General features: G+C 60.8%; 23 protein-coding genes. 13 read left to right on the top strand and 10 right to left on the bottom strand.

Features of this window, described 5'->3' with window-relative positions:
- Positions 1–110: 110 nt before the first annotated feature.
- Positions 111–935 carry an SDR family oxidoreductase gene (locus AC07N8_RS21605; protein ID WP_483843151.1) on the bottom strand — a complete coding sequence of 275 codons (825 nt, stop codon included), beginning with the start codon at positions 933–935 and terminating at the stop codon, positions 111–113.
- Positions 936–1169: 234 nt separating this feature from the next.
- Positions 1170–2210 carry a threonine aldolase family protein gene (locus AC07N8_RS21600; RefSeq protein WP_483843150.1) on the bottom strand — a complete coding sequence of 347 codons (1041 nt, stop codon included), beginning with the start codon at positions 2208–2210 and terminating at the stop codon, positions 1170–1172.
- A gap of 133 nt (positions 2211–2343) precedes the next feature.
- Here AC07N8_RS21600 and AC07N8_RS21595 point away from each other — a divergent pair, with 133 nt between their 5' ends.
- The 8 genes from AC07N8_RS21595 (at position 2344) to fdhA (ending at position 12406) form a co-directional block, all read left to right on the top strand.
- Complete coding sequence (locus tag AC07N8_RS21595) at positions 2344–3054, top strand: TraX family protein (RefSeq protein WP_483843149.1); 711 nt, start codon at positions 2344–2346, stop codon at positions 3052–3054.
- A gap of 283 nt (positions 3055–3337) precedes the next feature.
- On the top strand, positions 3338–4591 hold the full coding sequence (glyA, locus tag AC07N8_RS21590) for a serine hydroxymethyltransferase (RefSeq protein ID WP_483843148.1): 1254 nt from the start codon (positions 3338–3340) through the stop codon (positions 4589–4591).
- A 23-nt stretch (positions 4592–4614) separates the two neighbouring features.
- Entirely contained in the window at positions 4615–5865 is a 1251-nt protein-coding gene (locus AC07N8_RS21585) for a sarcosine oxidase subunit beta (RefSeq protein ID WP_007947735.1), read from the top strand.
- A 14-nt stretch (positions 5866–5879) separates the two neighbouring features.
- Positions 5880–6209: a sarcosine oxidase subunit delta gene (locus AC07N8_RS21580; RefSeq protein WP_007947734.1), complete on the top strand. Its 330-nt coding sequence runs from the start codon at positions 5880–5882 to the stop codon at positions 6207–6209.
- Positions 6206–9223 (top strand): sarcosine oxidase subunit alpha, encoded by a 3018-nt coding sequence (locus AC07N8_RS21575; RefSeq protein ID WP_493145809.1) that lies wholly within the window; start codon positions 6206–6208, stop codon positions 9221–9223. The genes AC07N8_RS21580 and AC07N8_RS21575 overlap by 4 nt, the downstream gene beginning before the upstream one ends.
- A gap of 150 nt (positions 9224–9373) precedes the next feature.
- Entirely contained in the window at positions 9374–10006 is a 633-nt protein-coding gene (locus AC07N8_RS21570) for a sarcosine oxidase subunit gamma (RefSeq protein ID WP_493145810.1), read from the top strand.
- A gap of 136 nt (positions 10007–10142) precedes the next feature.
- Positions 10143–11000, top strand: coding sequence for a formyltetrahydrofolate deformylase (gene purU / locus AC07N8_RS21565; RefSeq protein ID WP_483843145.1), 858 nt, complete (start codon positions 10143–10145; stop codon positions 10998–11000).
- Between the two features lie 206 nt (positions 11001–11206).
- A complete protein-coding gene (fdhA, locus tag AC07N8_RS21560) occupies positions 11207–12406 on the top strand; it encodes a formaldehyde dehydrogenase, glutathione-independent (protein WP_007947729.1) in 1200 nt (399 codons plus the stop codon).
- A 223-nt stretch (positions 12407–12629) separates the two neighbouring features.
- On the opposite strand, the gene AC07N8_RS21555 is transcribed toward fdhA, so the two are convergent.
- From AC07N8_RS21555 to AC07N8_RS21545, 3 genes are read right to left on the bottom strand one after another with little or no spacing between them, the layout of a single operon-like run.
- Positions 12630–13304, bottom strand: a complete 675-nt coding sequence (locus tag AC07N8_RS21555; protein ID WP_483843144.1) for an anti-sigma factor — start codon at positions 13302–13304, stop codon at positions 12630–12632.
- Positions 13301–13945, bottom strand: coding sequence for a sigma-70 family RNA polymerase sigma factor (locus AC07N8_RS21550; protein ID WP_483843143.1), 645 nt, complete (start codon positions 13943–13945; stop codon positions 13301–13303). Before AC07N8_RS21550 ends, AC07N8_RS21555 begins: the two co-directional genes overlap by 4 nt.
- Before the next feature lie 56 nt (positions 13946–14001).
- Entirely contained in the window at positions 14002–14595 is a 594-nt protein-coding gene (locus tag AC07N8_RS21545) for a fasciclin domain-containing protein (RefSeq protein ID WP_483843142.1), read from the bottom strand.
- A gap of 296 nt (positions 14596–14891) precedes the next feature.
- Between AC07N8_RS21545 and AC07N8_RS21540 the strand changes: the two genes are divergently transcribed.
- Positions 14892–15449 carry a DUF2780 domain-containing protein gene (locus AC07N8_RS21540; protein ID WP_493145811.1) on the top strand — a complete coding sequence of 186 codons (558 nt, stop codon included), beginning with the start codon at positions 14892–14894 and terminating at the stop codon, positions 15447–15449.
- 1 nt (position 15450) lies between these two features.
- Here AC07N8_RS21540 and yihG read toward each other — a convergent pair whose 3' ends face one another.
- Entirely contained in the window at positions 15451–16338 is an 888-nt protein-coding gene (yihG, locus tag AC07N8_RS21535; protein ID WP_493145812.1) for a 1-acylglycerol-3-phosphate O-acyltransferase, YihG family, read from the bottom strand.
- Positions 16339–16674: 336 nt separating this feature from the next.
- On the opposite strand from yihG, the gene rloA2 reads away from it, so the two are divergent.
- The 4 genes from rloA2 to creD all read left to right on the top strand — a co-directional run bounded on the left by rloA2 (position 16675) and on the right by creD (position 20859).
- Positions 16675–17181, top strand: coding sequence for a retropepsin-like aspartic peptidase RloA2 (gene rloA2, locus AC07N8_RS21530; RefSeq protein ID WP_493145813.1), 507 nt, complete (start codon positions 16675–16677; stop codon positions 17179–17181).
- A gap of 74 nt (positions 17182–17255) precedes the next feature.
- The gene (gene creB, locus AC07N8_RS21525; protein ID WP_493145814.1) at positions 17256–17936 is read left to right on the top strand and encodes a two-component system response regulator CreB; all 681 of its coding nucleotides are present in this window, start codon (positions 17256–17258) and stop codon (positions 17934–17936) included.
- The gene (gene creC, locus AC07N8_RS21520; RefSeq protein WP_493145815.1) at positions 17936–19354 is read left to right on the top strand and encodes a two-component system sensor histidine kinase CreC; all 1419 of its coding nucleotides are present in this window, start codon (positions 17936–17938) and stop codon (positions 19352–19354) included. The genes creB and creC overlap by 1 nt, the downstream gene beginning before the upstream one ends.
- Positions 19355–19488: 134 nt before the next feature.
- Positions 19489–20859: a cell envelope integrity protein CreD gene (creD, locus tag AC07N8_RS21515; protein ID WP_493145816.1), complete on the top strand. Its 1371-nt coding sequence runs from the start codon at positions 19489–19491 to the stop codon at positions 20857–20859.
- Positions 20860–21069: 210 nt separating this feature from the next.
- On the opposite strand, the gene AC07N8_RS21510 is transcribed toward creD, so the two are convergent.
- From AC07N8_RS21510 to AC07N8_RS21495, 4 genes are all read right to left on the bottom strand, one after another.
- On the bottom strand, positions 21070–21699 hold the full coding sequence (locus AC07N8_RS21510) for a glutathione S-transferase family protein (RefSeq protein WP_483843136.1): 630 nt from the start codon (positions 21697–21699) through the stop codon (positions 21070–21072).
- 52 nt (positions 21700–21751) lie between these two features.
- Positions 21752–21931: a hypothetical protein gene (locus AC07N8_RS21505; protein ID WP_493145817.1), complete on the bottom strand. Its 180-nt coding sequence runs from the start codon at positions 21929–21931 to the stop codon at positions 21752–21754.
- Complete coding sequence (locus tag AC07N8_RS21500) at positions 21928–23058, bottom strand: PepSY-associated TM helix domain-containing protein (protein ID WP_483843135.1); 1131 nt, start codon at positions 23056–23058, stop codon at positions 21928–21930. Before AC07N8_RS21500 ends, AC07N8_RS21505 begins: the two co-directional genes overlap by 4 nt.
- Before the next feature lie 73 nt (positions 23059–23131).
- Positions 23132–25558 carry a TonB-dependent siderophore receptor gene (locus AC07N8_RS21495; RefSeq protein ID WP_493145818.1) on the bottom strand — a complete coding sequence of 809 codons (2427 nt, stop codon included), beginning with the start codon at positions 25556–25558 and terminating at the stop codon, positions 23132–23134.
- Positions 25559–25657: the final 99 nt, after the last annotated feature.

The following is a 25657-nucleotide window of genomic DNA, read 5'->3' as shown; positions in this document are numbered from 1 at the left end:
TCGACCCCCTGTGGGAGCGAGCCTGCTCGCGAAGAGGGCGTGCCAGTCAACATCCATGTTGCTGACACACCGTATTCGCGAGCAGGCTCGCTCCCACAAGGGCTGGTGTTTCAGTCCACAAACAGATCCGGCATCAGCTTGTCATGGGTGCCGGGCTCAAAGCGGTAGTGATCGAATTCGGTCACGCCATGCTCCCGCAGAATCTCCTCATCAATCAGCAATCGCCCGGTGATGGTGCGACCGCTGCTGTCCAGAATGACGTGGGCGGCATCGGCCATGATCTCGGGCGTTCGCGCATGCTTGAACGATTCCCGAGATCCAAGCTGAAACTCAATGGCGGCGGTGGCGATCATGGTCTGTGGCCATAGCGAATTGGCGCTGATGCCGTAATTCTTGAATTCTTCGCTCATGCCAATCGTCAGCATGCTCATGCCGTATTTGGTCACGGTGTAGGGGCTGTACTGGGCGAACCATTGGGTGGCCAGATTGAGCGGCGGCGACAGGTTGAGAATGTGCCCGCCGGTTTTTTTCAGATAGGGCAGGGCAGCCTGGCTGCATAGCAAAACGGCGCGGGTGTTGATCTGGTGCATCAGGTCGAAGCGCTTGAGTTCGATGTGTTGAACTCCGGTCAGCTTGATTGCGCCGGCGTTGTTGATCAGCGCATCGATGCCGCCGAAATGTTCGTTAGCCTGGGCGAGCGCGTTTCGTACCGCGTCTTCGTCACGCACATCCACCTGCAAGGCCAGTGCCTTGCCGCCCGCCGCCTCAACTTCCTGCGCCACGCTGAAAATCGTGCCCGGCAACTTCGGGTGCGGCTCGGCGCTTTTGGCCGCAATCACAATGTTGGCCCCGTCACGCGCCGCGCGCAGCGCGATCTCCCGACCGATCCCGCGGCTGGCGCCAGTGATGAACAGGGTTTTGCCTTTCAAGGACATGCGTGCGCTCCTGATTATTGTTATGAGAGCGGATTGAAACCGCTCGCAGACAATGTAGACGATGTCTTCAGTCAGGCGCGCTTACTGTGGCGAGGGGGCTTGCCCCCGTTGGGCTGCGTAGCGGCCCTAAATACTGAGAATGCGGTCTATCAGGCAGACCGCATTGGCTGGTTTACGACGGCTCCGCCGCCGAACGGGGGCAAGCCCCCTCACCACAGGGGATTGGATTGCTGCTTAGCGGGCCATGACTTCGCGGATGTCGGCGGCCAGCTCGCGTACGCGTTCTTCTTCGGTGTCCCACGAGCACATGAAGCGTGCGCCGCCGTTGCCGATGAAGGTGTAGAAGCGCCAGCCCTTGGCGGTCAATGCGGCGATGGCCGGTTCCGAGAGTTGCAGGAACACGCCGTTGGCCTGTACCGGGAACATCAGTTCCACGCCCGGGATGTCGCTCACCAGTTCGGCCAGCAACTGCGCGCAGCGGTTGGCGTGGCGGGCATATTTGAGCCAGGCGTCGTTTTCCAGAATCCCGACCCAGGGCGCCGAGAGGAAGCGCATTTTCGAGGCCAGTTGCCCGGCCTGTTTGCAGCGGTAGTCGAAGTCTTCCGCCAGCTTGTGGTTGAAGAACAGAATCGCCTCACCCACCGCCATGCCGTTTTTCGTGCCGCCGAAGCACAACACGTCTACGCCGGCCTTCCAGGTCAGGTCTGCCGGGGAGCAACCGAGGAACGCACACGCATTGGAGAACCGCGCGCCGTCCATGTGCAGGTTCAGGCCCAGCTCTTTGCAGGTGGCGCTGATGGCGCGGATTTCTTCCGGGGTGTAGACGCTGCCGACTTCGGTGGCCTGGGTCAGGGTCACGACGCGCGGTTTCGGGTAGTGAATATCCTGGCGCTTGAGAGCGACTTCGCGGATCGATTCCGGGGTCAGCTTGCCGTTTTCAGTGCGGGCGATCAGCAGTTTTGAACCGTTGGAGAAGAATTCCGGTGCGCCGCATTCGTCGGTTTCGACGTGGGCAGTTTCCGAGCAGATCACGCTGTGGTAACTCTGGCACAGCGACGACAGGGCCAGCGAGTTGGCGGCGGTGCCGTTGAAGGCGAAGAACACTTCGCAGTCGGTTTCAAACAGTTTGCGGAAGTCGTCGGACGCGCGAGCGGTCCATTCATCGTCGCCGTATGCGCGCTGGTGGCCGTGGTTGGCCTGTTCCATGGCGGCCCAGGCTTCAGGGCAGATACCGGAATAGTTGTCGCTGGCGAATTGTTGGCTCTTATCGGTCATGGCCCTGCTTTCCGTGGTCGAGACGCTTATGGTGAAGCGACTCGTGGTCAATGATGGTGCGCACTTTACCGAAGATCATCCGGGGAGCACACGCGATGCGTCTGACAGAAAAATACAAAGACGACGGGCAATTATGCACATGACTCAACGGGATGGGGCACTGGATCTGCTCAAGTGGCTGGCGCTGTTGAGCATGGTGCTCGATCACCTGCGATATGTCGGTTATTCCGTCGATCTGCTGTATGTGCCGGGGCGGCTGGCATTTCCGTGGTTCTGTCTGGCGATGGCGGTGAATGTTTCCCGTGCACGGGAAGTTACACATCAGTGGCGGTATCTGGGCTGGTTACTGCTGTTCAGTGCCATCAGCGAGATCCCTTACAGGCTGTACATTCCTGATCCCGAGACGTTGAACGTGTTGCCTACGCTGGCGCTTGGGCTGTTGGTCGCGCGGGGCTGGCAGCACCCGACGTTGCAATCGCGACTGCTGGCGGTTGCCGCTTTGACGCTGGCAGCAGTGTTCCCGGAGCGACTGATGTTTGGTTTCTTCGGGGTGTTGTTGCCGCTGGCGATGTTGCTGGTGATCCGGCGTCCCTGGTATTTCGCGCTGCTACCGGGGCTGGTGTGTCTGGCGGCCAATGAGTGGCGGGTGCTGATTGATGCTGCGAAGCTGGGCAACAGTGCTGCGATTCCGGGTATTGCCGCTTGTCTGATTGCGCCATTGTTGGGAATGGCGCTTTTGCGACATGCCAAAGGCATTCATCCACCGCCGATGCGGCGTTGGGCGTATGCCCTGTATCCCCTGCATTTTTTCCTGCTGTTACTCGTCCGCCAAATCGCCACCTGACCCTTGTGGGAGCGAGCCTGCTCGCGAAGGCGGTGTGTCAGCAGCATGGATGTTTACCGACACACCGCCTTCGCGAGCAGGCTCGCTCCCACAGGGATCCTTGGTGGTTCGGGGACCGTGTCCGGTCAGGCATTTCGGCTCATGTCGTAAACGCACCTTTGCGTGGCGTCCGTAGGCATTTGGCCTGTCTGCGCCGGTCATACCATCGGCATCAAAGGGCACTGTCGAAACACCAGTGCCTTACCGAGACGAATGGCGCATAGATGCCGCTGGGAGAGACGCGATGTTCAGCAAGCAAGACCAGATCCAGGGTTACGACGATGCACTGCTGGCGGCGATGAATGCCGAAGAGCAACGCCAGGAAGATCACATCGAGCTGATCGCGTCAGAGAACTACACCAGCAAACGCGTCATGGAAGCGCAAGGCAGTGGCCTGACCAACAAATACGCCGAAGGCTATCCGGGCAAGCGCTACTACGGTGGCTGCGAGCACGTCGACAAGGTCGAAGCCCTGGCCATCGAACGCGCCAAGCAATTGTTCGGTGCCGATTACGCCAACGTCCAGCCACACTCCGGCTCTTCGGCCAACAGCGCCGTTTACCTGGCCCTGATCCAGCCGGGCGACACCATCCTCGGCATGAGCCTGGCCCACGGTGGTCACCTGACCCACGGCGCCAAAGTGTCGTCCTCGGGCAAGCTGTACAACGCCGTGCAGTACGGCATCGACACCAAGACCGGGCTGATCGACTACGACGAAGTCGAGCGCCTGGCCGTCGAGTGCAAGCCGAAGATGATCGTTGCCGGCTTCTCCGCTTACTCCAAGACCCTCGACTTCCCACGCTTCCGCCAGATCGCCGACAAGGTCGGTGCCCTGCTGTTCGTCGACATGGCGCACGTCGCCGGTCTGGTCGCTGCCGGCCTGTACCCGAACCCGCTGCCGTACGCTGATGTGGTGACCACCACCACGCACAAGACCCTGCGCGGTCCACGTGGCGGCCTGATCCTGGCCAAGTCCAACGAAGAAATCGAGAAGAAGCTCAACGCCGCCGTTTTCCCGGGTGCCCAGGGCGGCCCGCTGATGCACGTGATCGCTGGTAAAGCGGTGTGCTTCAAGGAAGCGCTGGAGCCTGGCTTCAAGGTTTACCAACAACAAGTGATCGACAACGCCCAGGCCATGGCCGGCGTGTTTATCAAACGCGGCTACGATGTAGTGTCCGGCGGCACCGATAACCACCTGTTCCTGGTCAGCCTGATCCGTCAGGGCCTCACCGGCAAAGACGCGGACGCAGCACTCGGTCGCGCCCACATCACTGTGAACAAGAACGCTGTCCCGAACGATCCACAGTCGCCGTTCGTAACCTCCGGCCTGCGCATCGGCACCCCGGCGGTGACCACGCGCGGCTTCAAGGTGACCCAGTGCGTCACGCTGGCCGGCTGGATCTGCGACATCCTCGACAACCTCGGCGATGCCGATGTCGAGGCCAATGTCGCCGAGCAGGTTTCGGCCCTGTGCGCGGACTTCCCGGTTTATCGCTGAGCGCGGTTTTGGAGTAAATGACTATGCAACGCTACTCGGGCTTCGGCCTCTTCAAACACTCCCTCAGCCATCACGAAAACTGGCAGAAAATGTGGCGCACGCCGACCCCTAAAAAGGTCTATGACGTGGTCATCGTCGGCGGCGGCGGGCATGGTCTGGCGACCGCCTACTACCTCGCCAAAGAACACGGCATCACCAACGTGGCCGTGGTCGAAAAGGGCTGGCTGGGCGGCGGTAACACCGCGCGCAACACCACCATCGTTCGCTCCAACTACCTGTGGGACGAGTCGGCGCACCTGTACGAACACGCGATGAAACTGTGGGAAGGCCTGTCCCAGGACCTGAACTACAACGTGATGTTCTCCCAGCGTGGCGTTTACAACCTGTGCCACACCCTGCAGGACATTCGTGATTCCGAGCGTCGGGTCAGCGCCAACCGCCTCAACGGCGTCGATGGCGAACTGCTCGATGCCAAACAAGTGGCTGACGAGATTCCGTACCTCGACTGCTCGAAAAACACTCGCTACCCGGTAATGGGCGCAACCGTCCAGCGCCGTGGCGGCGTGGCCCGTCACGATGCCGTGGCCTGGGGTTTTGCCCGTGCCGCCGACGCACTGGGCGTGGACCTGATTCAACAGACCGAAGTGATCGGTTTCCGCAAGGAAAACGGTGTGTGCATCGGTGTTGAAACCAACAAGGGCTTCATCGGCGCCAAGCGCGTCGGCGTAGTCACTGCCGGTAACTCCGGGCACATGGCCAAGCTCGCCGGTTTCCGGCTGCCGATCGAATCGCACCCGCTGCAAGCGCTGGTGTCCGAGCCGATCAAGCCGATTATCGACAGCGTGATCATGTCCAACGCCGTACACGGTTACATCAGCCAGTCCGACAAGGGCGACCTGGTGATCGGCGCCGGTATCGACGGCTACAACGGCTACGGCCAGCGTGGTTCGTACCCGGTGATCGAGCACACCATCCAGGCCATCGTCGAGATGTTCCCGGTACTGTCCCGCGTACGCATGAACCGGCAGTGGGGCGGCATCGTCGACACCACCCCGGATGCGTGCCCGATCATCTCCAAGACTCCCGTGCCGAACATGTTCTTCAACTGCGGTTGGGGCACCGGCGGCTTCAAGGCGACACCTGGCTCGGGCAACGTGTTTGCCGCGAGTCTGGCCAAGGGTGAAATGCACCCATTGGCTGCACCTTTCTCCATCGACCGTTTCCACAACGGTGCGTTGATCGATGAACACGGCGCTGCTGCAGTTGCCCACTAACAGGAGAAATCCCCATGTTGCATATCTTCTGTCCTCACTGCGGCGAACTGCGCTCCGAAGAGGAATTCCACGCATCCGGCCAGGCGCATATCCCGCGCCCACTGGACCCGACCACCTGCACCGACGAGGAGTGGGGCGACTACATGTTCTTCCGCGATAACCCTCGCGGCCTGCACCACGAGTTGTGGGACCACGTTGCCGGTTGCCGTCAGTACTTCAACGTCACCCGCGACACCGTGACCTACGAGATTCTCGAGACCTACAAGATCGGCACCAAGCCGCAGTTCACCGACAAGACTGAAAGTCCGAAAGCGGCCGCGCAGGCTCTGGGAGCTAAGGTATGAGCCAGATCAATCGCCTGTCCAACGGTGGACGGATCGACCGCAACAAAGTGCTGAACTTCACTTTCAACGGCCAGAGCTACAAAGGCTTTGAAGGCGACTCGCTGGCCGCTGCACTGCTGGCCAACGGCGTCGACATCATCGGTCGCAGCTTCAAGTATTCCCGTCCGCGCGGCATCTTCGCTGCGGGCGCTGAAGAGCCGAACGCCGTGCTGCAGATCGGTGCGACCGAAGCCACGCAGATTCCGAACGTACGCGCCACGCAACAAGCGCTGTACCAAGGCCTGGTCGCCACCAGCACCAACGGCTGGCCAAGCGTGAACAACGACATGATGGGAATTCTCGGCAAGGTCGGCGGCAAGCTGATGCCGCCGGGCTTCTACTACAAAACCTTCATGTACCCGCAATCGTTCTGGATGACCTACGAGAAGTACATTCGCAAGGCCGCCGGTCTTGGCCGTTCGCCGACCGAGAATGATCCGGACACCTACGACTACATGAACCAGCACTGCGACGTGCTGATCGTCGGCGGTGGCCCTGCTGGCCTGGCCGCTGCACTGGCTGCTGCACGCAGCGGTGCCCGTGTGATCCTCGCCGATGAACAGGAAGAGTTCGGCGGCAGCCTGCTCGACTCCCGCGAAAGCCTCGACGGCAAGCCTGCTGCCGAATGGATCGCCAGCGTCATCGCCGAACTGAAAGACACCCCGGACGTGCTGCTGTTGCCGCGCGCCACGGTCAACGGTTACCACGACCACAACTTCCTGACCATTCACGAGCGCCTGACCGATCACCTCGGCGACCGTGCTCCGATTGGCCAGGTGCGTCAGCGCATCCACCGGGTTCGCGCCAAGCGTGTCGTGCTGGCGACCGGTGCTCACGAGCGTCCGCTGGTCTACGGCAACAACGACGTGCCGGGCAACATGCTGGCTGGTGCAGTCTCGACTTACGTTCGTCGTTACGGCGTGGCACCGGGCAAAAAACTGGTGCTGTCGACCAACAACGATCACGCCTACCGCGTTGCTCTGGATTGGCTCGACGCCAGCCTGCAAGTGGTGGCTATCGCCGACGCCCGCAGCAATCCGCGTGGCGCTTTGGTTGAAGAAGCTCGCGCCAAAGGCATCCGCATCCTCACCGGCAGCGCCGTGATCGAGGCCCGTGGCAGCAAGCACGTGACTGCTGCTCGTGTGGCGGCGATTGATGTCAAAGCACACGCCGTGACCAGCCCTGGCGAGTGGCTCGACTGCGATCTGGTGGCCAGTTCCGGCGGTTACAGCCCGGTGGTTCACTTGGCTTCGCACTTGGGTGGCAAGCCGATCTGGCGTGAAGACATCCTCGGTTTTGTACCGGGCGAAGCACCGCAAAAACGCGTGTGCGTCGGTGGCATCAACGGCGTCTATGGCCTCGGCGATTCCCTGGCCGATGGTTTTGAAGGGGGCGCTCGCGCCGCTGCCGAAGCCGGGTTCCAAACGGTCGAAGGCGTACTGCCAAAAGCCCTGAGCCGTCTGGAGGAGCCAACCCTCGCGCTGTTCCAGGTACCCCACGAAAAAGCTACCGCACGGGCACCGAAGCAATTCGTCGACCTGCAAAACGACGTCACCGCCGCCGCCATCGAACTGGCGACCCGCGAAGGCTTCGAGTCGGTCGAGCACGTCAAACGCTACACCGCACTGGGTTTCGGTACCGACCAGGGCAAGCTCGGCAACGTCAACGGCTTGGCCATTGCCGCCCGTTCGCTGAACGTGACCATCCCGCAGATGGGCACCACCATGTTCCGCCCGAACTACACGCCGGTGACGTTCGGCGCCGTGGCCGGTCGTCACTGTGGGCACATTTTCGAGCCGGTCCGTCACACCGCACTGCATCACTGGCACGTGAAAAACGGCGCCGAGTTTGAGGATGTCGGTCAGTGGAAACGTCCGTGGTACTTCCCGAAAAGCGGTGAAGACATTCATGCCGCGGTGAAACGCGAATGCAAAGCCGTGCGCGACAGCGTCGGCCTGCTGGACGCGTCGACCCTGGGCAAGATTGATATCCAGGGCCCGGATTGCCGCGAGTTCCTCAACCGCATCTACACCAACGCCTGGACCAAGCTCGACGTGGGCAAGGCGCGCTACGGCCTGATGTGCAAAGAAGACGGCATGGTCTTCGACGACGGTGTCACCGCTTGCCTCGCCGACAACCATTTCGTGATGACCACCACCACCGGCGGCGCTGCACGCGTGCTGCAATGGCTGGAAATCTACCACCAGACCGAATGGCCGGAGCTGAAGGTGTACTTCACCTCCGTGACGGATCACTGGGCCACCATGACCCTGTCCGGGCCGAACAGCCGCAAGCTGCTCAGCGAAGTGACCGACACCGATCTGAGCAACGAAGCCTTCCCGTTCATGACCTGGAAAGAAGCTCTGGTCGGCGGTGTGCCAGCGCGGATTTTCCGGATTTCGTTTACCGGTGAGCTGTCGTACGAAGTCAACGTGCAGGCCGACTACGCCATGGGCGTGCTCGAGAAAATCGCCGAGGCCGGCAAGAAGTACAACCTGACTCCATATGGCACAGAAACGATGCACATCCTGCGGGCCGAGAAGGGTTTCATCATCGTTGGGCAGGACACTGACGGGTCGATGACTCCGGATGACTTGAACATGGGCTGGTGTGTCGGTCGCACCAAACCGTTCTCGTGGATCGGCCAGCGTGGCATGAACCGCGAAGACTGCGTGCGTGATCAACGCAAGCAACTGGTGGGCCTCAAGCCGATCGATCCGACCAAATGGCTGCCGGAAGGTGCGCAACTGGTGTTCAACACCAAGCAAGCGATCCCGATGACCATGGTCGGCCACGTGACCTCCAGCTACCTGCACAACTCCCTGGGTTATTCGTTTGCGATGGGCGTGGTGAAAGGCGGGTTGAAGCGCATCGGCGAGCGTGTGTTCGCACCGCTGGCGGATGGCAGCGTGATCGAGGCGGAAATTGTTTCTTCGGTGTTCTTCGATCCTAAGGGTGATCGCCAGAACATTTAATGACCTCGGGTCCTGTGGGCGGGCGGCTATTCGCGAGCAAGCCCGCTCCCACAGGGGAACGCGGTCGAATGTGGGAGCGGGCTTGCTCGCGAAGGCGGCAGCACAGCCACCACAAGGGCCAGAACAAACAGAATTCAGGAAAGGTGCTTTATGACCGCAGCCAATGTTTACCAACAACGCCCAACCACCGGGGCCAAGGCCGAGTCGTCGCTGCACCATGCCGACCTCGCCAGCCTGGCGGGCAAGGGCCGCAAAAACGCCGGCGTGATCGTGCGTGAGAAAAAACTCCTCGGCCACCTGACCATTCGTGGCGATGGCCACGATGCTGCGTTTGCCGCCGGCGTACACAAGGCCCTCGGGATCGAATTGCCGGGTGCGCTGACCGTCGTCATCAAAGGTGAAACCAGCCTGCAATGGATGGGGCCGGATGAGTGGCTGCTGATTGTGCCGACCGGTGAAGAATTGGCCGCCGAGCAAAAACTGCGTGAAGCGCTGGGCGACTTGCACATCGCGATCACCAACGTCAGCGGTGGCCAGCAGATCCTCGAACTGAGCGGCCCGAACGTGCGCCAGGTGCTGATGAAATCCACCAGCTACGACGTGCACCCCAACAGCTTCCCGGTGGGCAAGGCCGTGGGCACGGTGTTCGCCAAGTCGCAACTGGTGATCCGCCATACCGCTGAAGACACCTGGGAACTGCTGATTCGCCGCAGCTTCTCGGATTACTGGTGGTTGTGGTTGCAGGATGCGGCGGCTGAATACGGCCTTAGCGTCCAGGCCTGAGATTTTATCGCCAGCAAGCCGGCTCCTACAGGTCCGTGTCTTACACAGCATTTGTGAACGACAGAAAACTGTAGGAGCCGGCTTGCTGGCGATCAACCGCGCAGCGGTTGCCCATAACAACAGGAGTCACCGCACTATGAGCCGCGCCCCAGACACATGGATTCTGACCGCCGACTGCCCCAGCGTCCTCGGCACCGTGGACGCGGTGACCCGCTTTCTGTTCGAGCAGGGCTGCTACGTCACCGAGCACCATTCTTTCGATGACCGGCTCTCCGGCCGCTTCTTCATTCGTGTGGAGTTCCGTCAACCCGACGGCTTCGACGAGCAGGTCTTCCGCGCCGGTCTCGAAGAGCGCGGTGCCAACTTCGGCATGGTCTTCGAACTGACTGCGCCGAACTACCGGCCAAAAGTGGTGATCATGGTCTCCAAGGCCGATCACTGCCTCAACGACTTGCTCTACCGCCAGCGTATCGGCCAATTGTCGATGGACGTGGCCGCCGTGGTCTCCAACCACCCGGACCTCAAGCCGCTGGCCGACTGGCACCAGATTCCGTACTACCACTTCCCGCTGGACCCGAACGACAAACCGTCCCAGGAGCGTCAGGTCTGGCAGGTGATCGAAGAGTCCGGCGCCGAACTGGTGATCCTTGCCCGCTACATGCAAGTCCTGTCGCCAGAGCTGTGCCGCAAACTCGACGGCAAGGCGATCAACATCCATCACTCCCTGCTGCCCGGTTTCAAGGGCGCCAAACCGTATCACCAGGCCTATAACAAGGGCGTGAAACTGGTCGGCGCGACGGCGCATTACATCAACAACGACCTGGACGAGGGGCCGATCATTGCCCAGGGCGTCGAGGCGGTGGACCACAGTCATTACCCGGAAGATCTGATCGCCAAGGGGCGGGATATCGAAGGGCTGACGTTGGCGCGGGCGGTTGGGTATCACATTGAACGCAGGGTTTTCCTCAACGCGAACAGGACCGTCGTTCTTTAGATCGCTTTCGCGAGCAGGCTCGCTCCCACAGGTTTTGTGTTGGTCACAGACCTTGTGTACGCCCCGGATCCAATGTGGGAGCGAGCCTGCTCGCGATGAGGCCCAATCAGACAACACAAGACACACAGGCAATAACCCGAGCAATCAACGCACCGCCGTTCCATGGCGACGCGACCGCTACATAAAAACAACAGCGAGGTGAAAGCATGTCTGGCAATCGTGGTGTGGTGTATCTCGGCAATGGCAAAGTCGAAATACAGAAAATCGACTATCCGAAAATGCAGGACCCGCGCGGCAGGAAGATTAACCACGCTGTCATCCTGCGTGTGGTTTCCACCAACATCTGTGGTTCCGACCAGCACATGGTGCGCGGCCGTACCACCGCTCAGACTGGTCTGGTGCTCGGCCACGAGATCACCGGCGAAGTCATCGAAAAGGGCAGCGACGTCGAAAACCTGCAAATCGGCGATCTGGTGTCCGTACCGTTCAACGTCGCTTGCGGGCGCTGCCGTTCCTGCAAAGAGATGCACACCGGTGTCTGCCTCAGTGTTAACCCGGCCCGTCCCGGCGGTGCCTACGGTTACGTCGACATGGGCGACTGGACTGGCGGCCAGGCTGAATACGCGATGGTGCCGTACGCTGACTTCAACCTGCTGAAACTGCCGGACCGCGATCGCGCGATGGAAAAAATCCGCGACTTGACCTGCCTCTCCGACATCCTGCCAACCGGTTACCACGGCGCAGTGACGGCCGGCGTTGGCCCAGGCAGCACCGTGTACATCGCCGGCGCTGGCCCGGTTGGCCTGGCGGCTGCCGCGTCTGCTCGCCTGTTGGGCGCAGCGGTGGTGATCATCGGTGACGTCAACACTGTTCGCCTGGCGCACGCCAAGGCCCAGGGTTTCGAAATCGCCGACCTGTCCCTGGACACCCCGCTGCACGAACAAATCGCCGCACTGCTGGGCGAACCGGAAGTGGATTGCGCCGTCGACGCCGTAGGCTTCGAAGCACGCGGCCACGGTCATGACGGAGTGAAACACGAGGCTCCGGCCACCGTGCTCAACTCGCTGATGGGCGTGGTTCGTGTGGCCGGTAAAATCGGTATCCCGGGCCTCTACGTGACTGAAGACCCGGGTGCTGTGGACGCCGCCGCGAAAATGGGCAGCCTGAGCATTCGCTTTGGTCTGGGCTGGGCCAAATCCCACAGCTTCCACACCGGCCAGACGCCAGTGATGAAGTACAACCGCCAGCTGATGCAGGCGATCATGTGGGACCGCATTCACATTGCCGACATCGTAGGCGTGGAAGTCATCAGCCTGGATGACGCGCCACGTGGTTACGGCGAGTTCGATGCGGGCGTGCCGAAGAAGTTTGTGATCGATCCGCACAAACTGTTCAGCGCGGCGTAAGCCTTAAAGCAACGCAAAACGGCGACCTTCGGGTCGCCGTTTTTTTTGGGCCTCACACACAACCCTGTGGCGAGGGGGCTTGCTGTGGCGAGGGGGCTTACCCCCGTTGGGTTGCGAAGCAGCCCCTAAGCCATTCTGCGTGGAGTATCAGGTGATACGCATTGGTTGGATTACGACGGCTGCGCCATCGGACGGGGGCAAGCCCCCTCGCCACAAAAGCGAATCACAGGGCTGCCAACGCGCCTTGATACAGGACCGGCCCGGTCGGCTGCCCGGTCGGCGAGCCACCTTTTGGCTCAAGACTCACCGCCAGTGCAATCGGCTTGCCGATCAAGGTTTTTTGCGCGGCGCTCAACTCAACCTTGCCTTTGCCGCCCGCCGGTATCACACCGAGTGAAATCGGTTTGCCATCCGCTGGAATCGCCCACAGTTCGAGGCTACGACCCGGATCCACCGCCGCCAATGTCAGCGGTTCAACGTTCAGGTAATCCTCATGCGCTTCAACCTTCAGCGCCGGTTGTGCGTTGGCCGTCAGCAACGTAGCGCTGTATCGCGCCGTGTCGCGGGTGTAGATCACGCCCAAGGTCACGGCGATCACCAGCGAACACGCCGCCGCCGTAATCCGCAGCCAATTCCAGAACGGACGCTTCTCAGGCACATGCAGCACTTGCGGCTCTATTCTCGCGGTAATCCCGTGCCACACCCGTTCAGGCACCGGTTGCTCGGGCACTGCTTCAGTCAGGCTGGCCAGGCTTTCCTGCCACTGCGCCAGTTCTGCACGCAACGCCGCGTCCTCCAGCAGCAATTGCTCAAAACGCCGACGCGCGCCAGCGGACATCAGGCCGATGGTGTAATCGGCCGCCAGCGCACGACGCAGGGACGGGGTTTGATAGTTCATGATTCAAGGCACCTGCGCAGGCGTTCCATGCCCCTGCGGATCCAGGATTTCACCGAGCCCAGTGGCGCGGCCAGATGCTCGGCCAGTTCCGAGCAGGACAGGCCTTGAAAGTAAGCCACGGTGATCGACCGGCGTTGCATGCCTTCGAGCGTTTCCAGGCAACGGTTCAGGGCGTTGGCCTCGCGGGCGCTGGTCAATTGTTCGTGGGCCGAGGGGCTTTCATCCACCAGCGACTGTTCTTCGAGATCGGTCAGTGGCCGGTCGCGGTGTTTGCGCAACTGGTCGATGGCCTGGTTTCGCGTGATGTTGATCATCCACGTCAGCGGTGCCGACAGGTGCGCCTCATACCGCGAGGCGTTGTTCCAGATGCGCACAAAACTTTCCTGCAGCACTTCTTCCGCCAGATCAGGACGACCCATGAAGCGCAGGGCCACACCGTGCAAGCGTGGGCTGACGCTGCGGTAAAGCGTCTCGAAAGCGCGGCGGTCGCCCAGTGAACATTGGGCCAACAGCTGCCTGAGCTGATCGATGTCGGCGGTGGAAATAGCGGTTCTCCAGACAATCGAGGGAGCAGCGGTGGGCGGTGTGCGGTACCGGTTGCAGCCAGAGGTTAGTTCACTGCGCGCGGTTGTTCCATTCACGGCCGGACACCTCGAAAAAGCCCGCCGACCCCGATGCGCGGGGCCGGCGGTACGGCTCAGCTTTTCGGCATCAGCACTTTGTCGATGACCTGAATCACGCCGTTGGACTGGTACACGTCGTAGGTGGTGATGTCCGCGACATCACCTTTTTCATCCTTGATGGTGATGTTGTGCGGGCCATTCATCGTCGCCCAAAGCTTGCCGCCGGCAACGGTGGTGAGCTCGGTCTTGCCACCACCGGCCTTGATCTTCTCGGCCAGGGTCTTCATGTCGAGCGTGCCGGCAACCACGTGGTAGGTCAGGAGTTTGCTCAATGCTGCTTTGTTTTCAGGTTTGAGCAGCGTATCGACCGTACCGGCAGGCAGGGCGGTGAAGGCCGAGTTGACCGGGGCGAATACGGTAAACGGCCCTTTACCTTTCAGGGTATCGACCAGGCCGGCGGCTTTTACTGCTGCGACAAGCGTGGTGTGGTCGGCGGAGTTCACCGCGTTCTCGACGATGTTTTTGCTGGGCAACATGCTTTGCCCGCCGACCATGACGGTGTCGTGGCTCATGTCGGCTGCTTGTACGGTGTTCAAGGCAAATACGCCGCCAAGGGCCAGGGTCAGCAGGCTGGCAATCAACGGTGTTTTGATCGAAGTGCGTTTCATGGTGATGTCCTTGTGGGGAGAATCGGCCAGGAATGTCTGTCCGTACTTGATATACGCGGCACGGAGTAGACTGGATGCAGCACCCAATAAATATGTGTGGCACACGTGACCTGTGTGGGAGCGAGTTTGCTCGCGATGAGGGCGTTACATTCAAAATCGATGTTGACTGACATGCCGCTATCGCGAGCAAGCTCGCTCCCACAGGGGCTGGGAACAATCCCCAGGGATTCCAGTCCAACGGACAGTTTTTCGCCGCCCATTGATGGGCGGTTTTCATGGCATAAGAGGATGTCTGGATGAAGATTTCACGCGGTTTTGTACTGGCTTCGCTGATGTCACTGGCCGCCAGCCCGGTCTTCGCAGGCTTCAGCCTGGATGACGTGACCAAAGCGGCGTCGAGCATGCAGGGCGGCAACGCGGCCACCGCCGCCGCGCCGACGCAGGAAACGGCGAACCTGTTGGGCGCGCTGACTTCGCAATTGAACGTCAAACCGGAGCAAGCCGTCGGTGGTACCGCTGCGATGTTGGGGCTGGCGAAAAATCAGTTGAGCACGACCGACTATTCGCAACTGGCCAAGAGCGTACCGGGGCTGGACAAGCTGTCCGGTGGCGGAGAGCTGGGTGCCCTCGCGGGTATGCTCGGCTCTTCCGGCAAGTCGGCCGGTCTTGAGAACGCGCTGGGCAACGTCAAGGACACCAATGACTTGAACACCGCGTTCAGTGCCTTGGGCATGGACAGCGGCATGGTCGGTCAGTTTGCCCCGGTACTGCTCGATTTCCTCGGTAAGCAAGGCGTTGGCGGTCCACTGCTGAACAGCTTGGGCAGCATCTGGGGCGCCGGCACCGGCAGTTGATTCAACGGCGCTCGCCGCGCAATGCGTCGATGCGCTGGTCTTTTTCGATCCAGAGCTGGTTGACCCAGTTCTGGATTTTTTCGCGAAACAGCGGATCGTTTTCGTAATCGCCTTGCCACAGCGCCGGGTCTAGCTCGCGGGTCTTGATGTCGATAATGACCCTCGGCACGTTGCCGCTGATCAAGTCCCAGAACCCGGGAATCGCCTGTTGCGGATACACCACCGTCACATCGAGCACGGCGTCCAGCTGTTCGCCCATCGCTGCCAGCACAAACGCCACGCCACCGGCTTTGGGCCGAAGCAGGTGAGTGAAGGGTGATTGCTGCTGGGCACTTTTCGCGGCGGTGTAGCGTGTGCCTTCCAGGTAATTGACCACCGTCACCGGCTGACGCTTGAACAGCTCGCACGCCGCTTTGGTGATTTCCAGATCCTTGCCGGCCAACTCCGGGTGCTTGGCCAGGTACGCCTTGGTGTAGCGCTTCATGAACGGGTAATCCAGCGCCCACCACGCCAGCCCCAGGAACGGCACCCAGATCAGCTCCTTCTTGAGGAAGAACTTGAAGAACGGCGTGCGCCGGTTCAGGGTCTGGATCAATGCCGGGATATCAACCCAGGATTGATGGTTGCTGATCACCAGATAGGACGTGTCGACACGCAAGCCTTCGCCGCCGCGGATGTCCCAACGGGTCGGGATGCACAGCCGGAAAATCAGTTTGTCGATCTCGGCCCAGGTCTCGGCGATCCACATCACGGCCCATGAGGCGTAGTCGCGATAGCGACCGGGCAGGACCAGTTTGAGCAGGGCAAACACCATCAGCGGCCCGATCAGGACCAGGGTGTTGAGCAACAGCAGCAGGGTGACGAAACAGCCGGTGAGCAGGCGGCGCATAAATAACTCTTGGGATCATTTGGGCGCGACATGATAAGCAGCTTCGGGCGGGAGGCCAAATCGGGGGTGACGAATGTTTCACCTTTGAGGCGTTAACCTAGCAGCCTGCTGATATCTACTGTGGCGAGGGGGCTTGCCCCCGTTGGGCGGCGAAGCGGCCCCAAAAGGATGTGTCGCGATCTATCAGGTAGATCGAATGAACCGGTTTACGACTGCTTTGCAGTCGGACGGGGGCAAGCCCCCTCGCCACAGGGATCTATGACAGTCCAACTATCGTTGTTGTTTGCGGTCTAGAGTTCGGCCACTGCGCCCCAATTTCCAAAGGATGCCCATTACGTGAAATCGATCCTCGCACTGTTTTCCCTGGTGGCCCTGCCGGTCCTGGCCGCCGAGCCGACCCTGTACGGGCGTTACGAATACATCGCGCTGCCGGAAATCGGCGGCGAGGTGCTCAAGGCCAAGATGGACACCGGCGCCCTGACCGCGTCGCTGTCGGCCAAGGACATCGAAACCTTCACCCGCGACGGCGAAGACTGGGTGCGTTTCCGCCTCGCCACCAAGGACGCCAGCAACAAAGTCTACGAACACAAGGTCGCGCGGATCAGCAAGATCAAGACTCGCTCTGAAGAAGAGGACGATGACAAGGAAGCGGTCGAGCCCACCAAGCGTCCGGTGGTCGATCTGGAACTGTGCCTGGGCAACGTCAAGCGCACCGTCGAGGTCAACCTGACCGACCGCAGCAGCTTCAACTACCCTTTGTTGATCGGCGCCAAGGCCTTGCGTGAATTCGGCGCAGCGGTGAACCCGGCACGTCGTTTTACCGCCGACAAACCCGACTGCTGAATTCAAGTGGTCTGATTGACGTGACGTGAGCCTTGGGGCACCGTTCGCCCACTTCATAAACGGGCCAGGACGCCATGCCTCATATCTTGATTGTCGAAGACGAAGCGGCGATTGCCGACACCCTGGTTTTCGCGTTGCAGGGTGAAGGCTTCACCACGACCTGGCTGAGCCTGGGTGCGGCAGCGCTGGAGCATCAGCGTGCCGCGCCAGCGGATTTGATCATTCTCGACATTGGTTTGCCCGATATCAGCGGCTTCGAGACCTGCAAGCAATTGCGCCGTTTCAGCGAAGTGCCGGTGATCTTCCTCAGTGCCCGCGATGCCGAAATCGACCGGGTGGTGGGCCTGGAGATCGGTGCCGACGATTACGTGGTCAAGCCCTTCAGCCCACGGGAAGTGGCCGCTCGGGTCCGGGCCATTCTCAAACGCATGGCGCCAAGGACTGTGGCCGAATCCTCATCGGCGCTGTTTCGGGTCGACAACGAACGGGTGCAAATCAATTATCGCGGTCAACCGCTGAGCCTGACCCGTCACGAATTCCGCTTGCTGCAATGCCTGCTGGAACAACCCGAGCGGGTGTTCAGCCGCGATCAGTTGCTGGATGCGTTGGGCATCGCCGCCGATGCCGGTTACGAGCGCAGCATCGACAGCCACATCAAGAGCGTGCGCGCCAAATTGCGTCTGGTACGGGCAGACGCCGAGCCAATCCAGACCCATCGCGGCCTCGGCTACAGCTACAGCCCGGGGCACAGCTGATGCCGCTGGGGATCCGGATTTTCCTGGTCTACGTGCTGTTCATCGGCCTGACCGGTTACTTCGTGCTCAACACCGTGATGGAAGAAATCCGTCCCGGTGTGCGCCAGTCCACCGAAGAAACCCTGGTCGACACGGCCAACCTGATGGCCGAAATCCTGCGCGACGACTTCAAGGCCGGGACCCTCAACCAGAATCGCTGGCCCGAGTTGCTCAAGGCCTACGGCGAGCGGCAACCGAAGGCAAGCATCTGGGGCTTGCCGAAGAATCAGGTCAATCACCGCATCTACGTCACCGACGCCAAAGGCATCGTGGTGCTGGACTCCAGCGGCGCGGCGGTGGGGCAGGATTACTCGCGCTGGAACGACGTCTACCTGACCCTGCGCGGCGAATACGGCGCCCGCTCCACGCGCAGCGATCCGAACGACGCCAATTCCTCGGTGATGCATGTAGGCGCTCCGATCCGCGACAATGGCCAGATCATCGGCGTGGTTACCGTGGCCAAGCCCAACAGCTCGTTGCAGCCTTACGTCGATCGCACCGAACGACGATTGCTGGTGTATGGCGCCGGGCTGATTGGCCTTGGCCTGTTGTTCGGGGCGTTGTTGTCGTGGTGGTTGAGCGCAGCGCTGCGACGGTTGACCGCTTATGCGCAAGCGGTGAGTGACGGCCGACGGGTCGAGGTGCCGCATTACCGCGGCGGCGAACTGGAGCAACTGGCGACAGCGGTGGAGCACATGCGCACGCAGCTCGAAGGCAAGGCCTACGTCGAGCGTTACGTGCACACGCTGACCCATGAATTGAAGAGTCCATTGGCAGCGATTCGTGGGGCGGCGGAGTTGCTGCAGGGCGAGATGCCATTGGCACAGCAGCAGCGGTTCGTCAGCAATATTGATAGCGAAAGCGTGCGCATGCAGCAGTTGATTGAGCGGCTGTTGAACCTGGCGCAGGTGGAGCAACGCCAAGGTCTTGAGGAGCGGGTGGCGGTGCCGTTGGCCGGGTTGGTGGATGAAGTGTTGAAGGCCCAGGCGGCGCGGATCGAGGGCAAGCAGTTGCGCGTGGAGCAACAGATTTCAACGGACCTGACGCTGACCGGTGAGCCGTTTCTGTTGCGTCAGGCGCTGGGGAACTTGTTGGAGAACGCGCTGGATTTCACCCCGGTTCAGGGTGTGCTGCGTTTCAGCGCCGAGCGTGTTGGGGAACAGATTGAGTTCAGGCTGTTCAACCAGGCAGAGGCGATTCCCGACTATGCGTTGCCGAGGTTGAGCGAGCGGTTTTATTCGTTGCCGCGTCCGGACAGCGGGCGGAAAAGTACAGGGTTGGGGCTAAATTTTGTCGAAGAAGTGGTCAAGTTGCATGGCGGGTCGTTGAGCATTGGCAATGCTGAGGGCGGTGTTGAAGTCAGGTTGCGCCTGGCTTAGGACCGAGTCGCGGCATTCGCGAGCAGGCTCGCTCCCACTAGAGGCAGTGCAGTCTCCACATAAACTCCATAATCCCTCCATAAATCCCCCACACAGCGCTCCCAGAATCTCCCGATCCAAACAGGGAGAGTCCCATGAACCGCAGCCTGACCCTAAAACTCGGGGCCATTGCCCTTCTGATTTTGTTGCTACTGATTCCGCTCTTGATGATCAACGGCATTATCCAGGACCGCCAGCAACTGCGTGACGGTGTACTCGAAGACATCGCCCGCAGCTCCAGTTTCAGCCAGCAACTGAGCGGCCCGCTGATGGTGGTGCCGTATCGCAAAGTGGTGCGCACCTGGAAGCTTAACGAGAAAACCAACCAGCGCTACCAGGACATCGGCGAAGAGCGCGGTCGTTTGTACTTCCTGCCAGAGCGTTTCGAGCTCGATGGTCAGATCCAGACCGAACTCCGCTCGCGGGGCATTTACGAGGCGCGCCTGTTCCATGCAGAAAACCATATCAGCGGGCACTTCTCGGTCCCGGCGCAATGGGGCATCAAGGAAGACTTTGCGGATTACCAGTTTGACCAGCCGTTTCTGGCGGTGGGCATCAGCGACATTCGCGGCATCGAAAATGCGTTGAAACTGGACCTGAACGGCCAGACGCTGGACTTCGTTCCGGGCAGTCAGGTGGGTTGGCTGGGCGAGGGCGTGCACGTGACGTTGCCAGCGCTGGACACCAAACAAGTCACAGAGCTGGCCTTCGGTTTTGACCTGCGTTTGCAGGGCACCGGGCAGTTACAGATTCTTCCGGTGGGCAAGACCAGCAAAGTCTCGCTGAGCGCGAACTGGCCGCATCCGAGCTTCATCGGCAACTACCTGCCGGCCCAGCGTGAAGTCACCGATCAAGGCTTTACAGCCAACTGGCAGACGTCGTTCTTCTCCACCAACCTGCAGGAAGCGCTGAGCAGTTGTGTGTCCGGCGGTGGTTGCGAGGCGTACAACGGGCGCAGCTTCGGCGTGAGCTTTATCGATCCGGTGGATCAGTATCTGAAGAGTGATCGGGCGATCAAATATGCGTTGCTGTTTATCGTCCTGACCTTCGCCGGATTCTTCCTGTTCGAAGTGCTGAAAAGCCTGGCGGTGCACCCGGTGCAATACGCGTTGGTCGGCGTGGCGTTGGCGTTCTTCTATCTGTTGCTGCTGTCGCTGTCCGAACACATCGGCTTTGCCCTGGCGTATCTGTTGTCGTCGGCGGGCTGTGTGTTGTTGATCGGGTTTTATGTCTGCCATGTGCTGCGCAGCGTGCGCCATGGCTTGAGTTTTTCGGCGGGGCTGGCGGCGTTGTACGGCTTGCTCTATGGCTTGTTGAGTGCCGAGGATTACGCGTTGCTGATGGGCTCGTTGTTGCTGTTCGGCTTGCTCGGGGTGTTCATGGTGTTGACCCGTAAGCTGGACTGGTACGGGATCGGGCAGAAGAACGCGAAGCCGATGGTGTTTGATCTGGGGGCGGTGGAATGAGCCGGTCGATTGGGTTGCGGGAGGATCAGCGGGAAGGGGAGGTGTTGGCAACGCTGATTGCGGTGTTGTTTCCGGTGGATGCGGTGTGGTGCCATCGCGAGCAGGCTCGCTCCCACAAGGAATCTGCAGCGGACGCAAAATTTGCAGACACCGCAGATCAATTGTGGGAGCGAGCCTGCTCGCGAAGAGGCCGGAACAATCAATGAAGATCTAGACCTTAGGCATCGTCGCCAACATCGAAGGCCGCTGACTCACCTCGAAATACCACGCCGTCAACTGCGGATTCGCCTCGCGCCATTGCAGATCCGGATGGCGCAGGTCGATGTAGCCCAGCGCACAGGCCACGCTGATCGCCGCGACATCGAAATGGCTGGTCAGCTCGGCAATCGCGTCCTTTTCCAGCAACGCCAAGCCGCGACGAATCTTGTCGCGCTGGGCATCCAGATACTCGTCCCAATGCTTCTGCGGGTCGCGCAGGACCATTTCGTAACGAACCAGCACCGACGCGTCCATGATCCCGTCGGCCAGGGAGGCCAGGGTCAGGCGACGCCAGCGGGCCGAGCCTTCGCGCGGAATCAGCGGGTTGCCGACATGCTGGTGATCGAGGTAATCGAGGATCACCCGGCTGTCATGGATGACGGTGCCGTCGGCCAGGCGCAGGGCGGGGATTTTGCCCAGCGGGTTGTCTTCGTTGAGTGACAGGTCCGGGTTGACCGGCGTGAGCACACAGTCTTGCAGCGCCACGCGGCCGGTCTGACCGGTTTCGTGCAGCAGCACCATGACTTTACGAACGAAGGGCGATAACGAGTTGTGGTACAGGGTCATGCTGGGGGCGGACATGGCAACGTCTCGGTCGGTGGCAGTGTCGGGCAGCATAGCGCACCGACACAGTTCAGTGACGTTGCAAGAGGCCGCGCAGGGCGAAGAACGCGGGCACGCCCAGGCCGAGCCAGCTGAGGGCGTCCCACACGCCATCACCCAGCAGCGCGGCGAACAACCCGGCAGCGCTGAGCAAGGCGATAAACGCGGGTGTGCCGAAGACCTTCCAGAAGTTCGATTGCCTCGGCTTCATGCTTGAGCCTCGGCAGGTTCGAGCACTGGTTTTGCCGCTTTGCGCCGCACCACCCACAGGTAAACCCCGCTGCCGAGCACGATGATGGTCAGCACATCGAGGGTCGCCCACAGGATCTTCATCGGCATGCCGCCGTAATCGCCAAAGTGCAGCGGCTGCGACATGCCCATGGCGTCCATGTACCACGGTCGTTCAGCCACGGCGGTGACTTGCAGGGTGCTGGCGTCGATCAGCACCGGTGTCAGCAAGTGCGATGTCAGGTGGGTGCTGCCTTTCATGAACACCGCGTAATGGTGTTCGCTGGAAAACCGCGTGCCGGGGAAGGCGATGAAGTCGGGCGTCATGTCTGGCGCCACTTCCTCGGCAATGTCGAGCAGACGGCTCGCCGGTGCGAGGTGCGTCAGCGGTGGCGCGTCGCGGTACGGTGCGACCATCGCAGTCAGGCTGTCGTTGCGCCAGGCAGCAATCAGCAGGTCGGCACAGGCACTGATCACGCCGGTCACGCCGACGACGAGCGCCCAGGTCAGCGTGACCACGCCGATCAGGTTGTGCAGATCCAGCCAGCGCAGGCGAGTGGATTTGTCCTGGCGCACGGTGGCGAATTTCAAGCGACGCATGAAGGGCAAGTACAGCACCGTCCCGGAAATGATCGCCGCCACAAACATCAGCCCCATGAACGCCAGCAGCAACTTGCCCGGCAGGCCGGCAAACATGTCCACGTGCAGGCGCAGCATGACCATCATGAATCCGCCATTGGCCGAGGGCATCTCCACGGCTTCGCCGGTGCGGGCGTCGAGCATGAAGGTGTGCGAGGAGTTCGGCTCGGTGCCGGCGGTGGCCGCCATGATCGTAACGGCGCCGTTGGGCTCGTCGTCCTCAAAACCGAAGTACTGCATGACCTCGCCGGGACGATGCTTTTCAGCCGCCTGCACCAACTGCTGCAAATCCAGCCTCGGTGTGTCCGCCGGCATCGACTTCAACTCGGCAGCATCGCCCAGCAGATGGTCGATCTCGTGGTGGAAGATCAACGGCAACCCGGTCAATGCCAGCATCAGCAAAAAGACCGTGCAGATCAGGCTGGTCCAGGTGTGGACGAAGGACCAGCGGCGGATTGTTTTACTTTTCATTTCCAGGCCTTCAGAAATACCAAAGCCGTCCTGAAGAGGACGGCCTGGTGTTGGGGCATGTCAGGTCAGACGATTACCACTTGTAGGTTGCACTGGCGACGACGCTGCGCTGGTCGCCGTAGTAGCAGTAGAAACTGTCACAAGTGGAGATGTAGTCCTTGTCGAACAGGTTGGTGGCGTTCAGGGCCAGGGACGCGCCTTTCAGGGTGTTGTCCAGGCGGCCGAGGTCGTAATGAACGGCAGCGTCGAACACGGTGTAGGCATCTGCCTTGCCCAGTTCGGTGTTGGCCTGATCGCCATAGGTATTGCCGGTGTAGCGAACGCCGGCGCCTACGCCGAAGCCGTCCAGCACGCCGTTGTGCCAGGTGTAGTCAGTCCACAGCGAGGCCTGTTGGTTAGGCATCAGTTGCAGGCGATTGCCTTTGAAGTCGCCATCCTGCACTTCGGATTTGGCCAGGGTGTACGCGGCGATGAGCTTGAGGTTTTCGGTCACGTCGGAAACCGCTTCCAGTTCCAGGCCTTTGACTTTGACTTCACCGGTCTGGCTGGTGATCGGCGTACCGGCAACCGTGGTGGTGACCGAGACGTTTTTCTGGGTCAGGTCGTAGATCGCAGCGGTCAGCAGGGTGTTGCTGCCGGGCGGCTGGTACTTGATGCCCAGTTCCCACTGCTTGCCTTCGGTGGGTTTGAACGATTCGGTGGACGAAGCCGCAGCGCCGGTGGTCGGCTGGAAGGATTCGGCGTACGACAGGTACGGCACAAAGCCCGAGTCGAAGACGTAGCTGATCGCCGCGTTGCCGCTGAAATTCTTGTCGCGCTCGGTGTTGGTGGCATCGCCCTTGTTGAAGAACTTGGTGCCGGTATGCACCCAGTCTTCACGGCCGCCGAGGGTCAGGCGCCATTGGTCGAGGGCCATTTGATCCTGCACGTACAGGCCGGTCTGGTAGGTCTTCTGGTCGTAATCGTAGAACGCGGTGGAACGCGCCGGACGCTCGATCGGCAAGCCATGGATCGGGTTGTTGACGTTGATCGGTGGTGCGGTGCCGAAAATGGAGAGGTAATTGGTATTGCTGCGTTGGTGATCGAGACCAAGCAGCACGGTGTGATTCACTTCGCCGGTCGCGAAGTCAGCCTGGAAATTGTTATCCACGGCGAACTGGCTGATGTCTTCATCGACGCTGGTGGTGGTGCGGCCAACATTGCCCGCGTCATCCACCTGGGTGAACGGATACGAGCCAACGGTGACGGCCTGGAACGACAGATCCGTCTTGGTGTAACGCAGGTTCTGCCTGAACTGCCAGACGTCGTTCAAGCGATGTTCGAACGCATAGCCCAGCGCGTAGTAGGTGCGGTCGTAGTATTCCCACTCCGGATCGCCGAGGTTTTTGTGGTGAGAAATATCACCGAACGGCATGTCGATTTTCGTACCTTGCACCGGCAGGAACTGGCTGGTGATGCCGGTATCGTCACGGGTGAACTGGGTGAGCAAGGTGAATCGGGTGTCTTCGTCGATGTTCCAGGTCAGGCTCGGCGCAATGTTGTAGCGCTTGTTGTCGACGTGGTCGATCTGCGTGTCACTGTCGCGCACCACACCGCTCAGGCTGTAGAGAAACTGGCCTTCGTCATCGATCTTGCCGGTGCTGGCGAAGTTGATCTGGCGCTGGTTGTAGTTGCCGTATTGCAGTTGGATTTCGTGGCTGTCTTCAGCGGTTGGACGACGGCTGACCATGTCCAGCAGGCCGCCCGGAGGGGTTTGGCCATAAACGGACGAAGCCGGGCCGCGCAGAACGGCGAGGCGATCGAGGTTCCACGTTTCCTGTTTCGGGGTGGCATACGTGCCTTTAGGCAGTGGCAGGCCATCGAGGAACTGGGTCGGTTCGAAACCACGCACGCGCAACCAGTCGGCGCGGGTGTCGCTGCCGTAGCTGCTGGCGGTGGTGCCGGGCATGTAGCGCACGGCGTCATCGAGGTTCTGGACGTTGCGGTCGTCCATTTGCTCGCGTGTAACGACGGAAATCGAGCGCGGTGCGTCGACCAGCGCAGTATCGGTCTTGGTGCCGGCGGCGGTACGTTTGGCGAGGTAGCCGTCTACCGGGCCCCAGGCACTTTCGATGTTTTCCGTACCAATGACCGCGGTTTCCGGCAGGGCCAGTGTGCCCTCGGGAATGGCGACCAGGCTGTAGGTGCCGGCGCTGCTTTGTTCCAGTTGCAGCCCTGTGCCGCGCAAGGCTTCACGCAGGGCGGCGGCCGCGTCGAACTGACCCTTCACCGGCGCCGAGGTTTTGCCCGCGGCCAGGGATGGATTCAGCGACAGCGCCAGGCCGGCCTGGCTGGCAATCTGATTCAGGGTGCTGGCCAATGGCGCGGCCGGCAGGTTGTAGGCGTGAACGCTGGAGGCCTGTTCAGCGGCGATCAGCTGAGTGCTGGCCAGAGGGGCACAAAGGGCAATGGCGATAGCCAGCAAACTGGGGCGCAACAAGGTGTTCAGCGAACGGGACATACGGCGGCTCCTGAATGGAAACATTTCTCAATTGTTTAGGTGCCGGACGAGAATTGAAAAGTGATAGGGCTGGATGAAAATAATTTCGATTCAGAAAAT

The organism is Pseudomonas sp. GW821-FHT10C09, assembly GCF_059415465.1.
Note: the sequence above shows the minus strand (reverse complement) of the source record. Positions and strands in the feature narration are given on the sequence as shown.